Annotated in this window: 3 protein-coding genes and 1 pseudogene; all 4 read left to right on the top strand. The window is 72.6% G+C overall.

Going from position 1 to position 3,022, the window contains the following annotated elements; translation table 11 throughout:
* Positions 1–174, top strand: a pseudogene (locus V7004_RS15825) (Holliday junction branch migration protein RuvA); the annotation flags it as partial.
* A gap of 13 nt (positions 175–187) precedes the next feature.
* Positions 188–1,237, top strand: coding sequence for a Holliday junction branch migration DNA helicase RuvB (ruvB, locus tag V7004_RS06480; RefSeq protein WP_334142859.1), 1,050 nt, complete (start codon positions 188–190; stop codon positions 1,235–1,237).
* Positions 1,238–1,277: 40 nt separating this feature from the next.
* The gene (gene queA / locus V7004_RS06475; RefSeq protein WP_334142858.1) at positions 1,278–2,318 is read left to right on the top strand and encodes a tRNA preQ1(34) S-adenosylmethionine ribosyltransferase-isomerase QueA; all 1,041 of its coding nucleotides are present in this window, start codon (positions 1,278–1,280) and stop codon (positions 2,316–2,318) included.
* Positions 2,315–3,022: tRNA guanosine(34) transglycosylase Tgt (locus V7004_RS06470; protein ID WP_334142857.1), on the top strand; the 708-nt coding region annotated here is incomplete at its 3' end. The genes queA and V7004_RS06470, both read left to right, overlap by 4 nt.

Here is a 3,022-nt window from a genome sequence, read left to right as displayed (position 1 = left end):
GACGTCGGCCCGGGTGGGCGGGCCGCGCGGTCCGCCCGGGCCGACGTCCGCGACGCCCTCGCGAACCTCGGTTACGCGCCGGACGAGGTCGTCGACGTGGTGCGCGAGCTGCCCGACGACGGCGACCCCGCGGAGCTACTGAAGGTGGCGCTGCAACGGCTGGCGGTGGGTTGATCCGGAGGGTGTGATGCGCGACGAGCTCTTGAGCCCTGACCCCACCCCCGACGACCTCGAGCTCGCGGACGATGCCGGCCTGCGACCCCGCCGACTCAAGGATTTCGTGGGCCAGGGAGAGCTGAAGGAGCACCTGGCGATCATCCTGGAGGCGGCCCGTCGCCGGGGCCAGGCCGTCGACCACCTGCTCTTCGCCGGGCCTCCCGGCCTGGGCAAGACCACCCTCGCGGCCATCGTCGCCGTCGAGATGGGTGTCACCCTCCACGTCACCTCCGGCCCCGCGCTGGAGCGGGCGGGCGATCTGGCCGCGATCCTCACCCGCCTCGACGAAGGCGACGTGCTGTTCATCGATGAGATCCACCGGCTGTCGCGCAACGTCGAGGAGGTTCTCTACCCGGCGATGGAGGACTTCCAGCTCGACATCGTGCTGGGGAAGGGCCCAGCCGCCCGCTCGATCCGCCTCGACCTGCCGCGCTTCACCCTCGTGGGGGCCACCACACGCACGGGCCTCATCACGGGTCCGCTCCGGGACCGCTTCGGGCTGGTGGCCCGGCTCGACTATTACACCGCGGCCGAGCTGGAGGCGATCGTCAGCCGGGCCGCGGCCATCTTGGGGGTGGCCGTCGGCGCGGACGGGGCGGCAGAGATCGCCCGCCGGGCCCGGGGAACCCCGCGCATCGCCAACCGGCTCCTGCGTCGGGTGCGCGACTTCGCGGAGGTGCGAGGCGACGGCGCGATCGACACCGCCACCGCCCGGGAGGGCTTGGCTCTGTTCGGGGTCGACGACCTGGGGCTCGACAAGGTCGACCGGGCCATCCTGGCCGCGGTCTGCGAGCGCTTTGGTGGGGGACCGGTCGGCCTGTCCACGTTGGCCATCTCGGTGGGTGAGGCCACCGAGACGGTGGAGGACGTCTACGAGCCGTTTCTCATCCAGCAGGGGCTGCTGATGCGGACTCCTCGGGGCCGGGTGGCCATGCCCGCGGCCTGGCGCCACCTGGGCCTGGTCGCGCCGCCCGGCGCACCCCTGGTCGCCGCAGACGAGCCGCCGAGCCTGTTCGGCTGAGGCCGGCGGCCGGTCCCGAGGGTCGTAGCCTGGCTCGCCGGTGGACATCACAGCATTCGACTACGAGCTCCCGGCCGAGCGCATCGCCCAGGAGCCGCTTGCGGTGCGCGACGCGGCCCGGCTGCTGGTCGATCTCGGTCCCGGGGCCGAGCCAGCCGACCACACGGTGCGCGACCTGCCATCACTGCTCGAGCCCGGCGACCTGGTGGTAGTCAACCGCACCCGCGTTCTGCCGGCGCGGCTACGTCTGCGACGCCGCACCGGCGGGGCGGCCGAGGTGCTACTACTCGAGGAACAAGCCGACGGCACGTGGCGAGCCCTGGTACGGCCCAGCCGCAGGCTCCGGGTGGGCGAGTGGTTGGCCAGCGACGACGGCTTGCTGCGGGTGGAGCTGGGCGAGGACCACGGTGAGGGGCTCCGCACCGTGCACCTCGCGACCTCTGGTGGCCGATCGGTGCTGGACATCCTCGACGCGGTGGGCGAGGTGCCCCTCCCGCCCTACATCCACCGCCCCCTCCCGGATCCTGAGCGATACCAGACCATCTTCTCGGCGGGAGGCACCTCGCTCGGTCAGTCCGTGGCCGCACCCACCGCCGGCCTCCACTTGACCGAGCGGGTGCTGGAGGAGCTGTCGCGGCGGGGCATCCAGGTGGTGTCGCTCGAGCTCGCGGTGGGGATCGGCACCTTCCGGCCCCTCAGCGCGGGCAAGGTCGAGGACCACGTCATGCATGCCGAGCGCTACCGCATCCCCGAGGCCACCTGGGCCCGCCTCGAGCGGGCCCCGCGGGTGGTGGCCATCGGAACCACCACGGTGCGGGCGCTGGAGAGCGCCGCAGTGACGGGCCGGCTCGAAGGGCGCACCGAGTTGTTCATCCACGGTGACTATCCGTTCGCGGTGGTGGATCGGCTCATGACCAACTTCCACCAGCCGCGGTCGTCCCTGCTGGTGATGATCGACGCCTTCGTCGGCTCACGCTGGCGGACGCTGTACGACCACGCCCTCGGCCACGGCTACCGTTTCCTCTCCTTCGGCGACGCCATGCTCCTCACCCGCCAGGACCGCTGGAGTCTGGGGGCATGACGGAGCTCACCATCGAGGCCACCGACGGCTCGGCGCGTGCCGGGTGGGTGGCGACGTCGCGGGGCCGCTTCCGGACGCCGTGTTTCATGCCGGTGGGCACCCGAGGAGCGGTCCGCACGCTTGCCGCGACCGACCTCGAAGGGCTCGGCGCGCAGGTGATGCTCGCCAACACCTACCACCTCATGCTCCGCCCCGGCGCTGCCGTGGTGGCCGAGCTCGGCGGCATCCACGGCTTCGCCGCCTGGCCGGGCCACGTGCTCACCGACTCCGGCGGCTACCAGGTGTTCTCCCTCGAGCCGAAGGTCGACGACGGTGGGGTGACGTTCCGCTCCACCTACGACGGCAGCACCCACCGGCTGACCCCTGAAGGCGCGGTGCGGATCCAGCAGCAGCTCGGCGCGGACATCCAGATGGTGCTCGACGTCTGCCCGCCGTTGCCCTCCCCACCCGAGGTGCTGCGCGTGGCCGTCGATCGCACCGCGGCGTGGGCTGCCCGGGCCAAAGCCGCGTTCGCGCCGGCCCGCGCCGCCGGCTCGCCCCAGGCGCTGTTCGGCATCGTTCAGGGAGGGGTCGATCCCGCGCTGCGCAAGGAGAGCGCGATCCGCACCGTCGAAGTCGGCTTCGACGGCTACGGGATCGGCGGGCTGTCGGTGGGGGAGAGCCGGGCGGAGATGCTCGAGGCGCTCGAGGCCACGGTGGCGCAC

The organism is Rhabdothermincola sp. (assembly GCF_036846205.1).
Lineage (GTDB): Bacteria > Actinomycetota > Acidimicrobiia > Acidimicrobiales > Acidimicrobilacustridaceae > Rhabdothermincola.
This window is presented reverse-complemented; position numbering and strand designations above follow the sequence as displayed.

Excerpts from the sequence above, each read along its gene's own strand:
- ruvB (WP_334142859.1), top strand. The coding sequence starts at position 188 with ATGCGCGACGAGCTCTTGAGCCCTGACCCCACCCCCGACGACCTCGAG.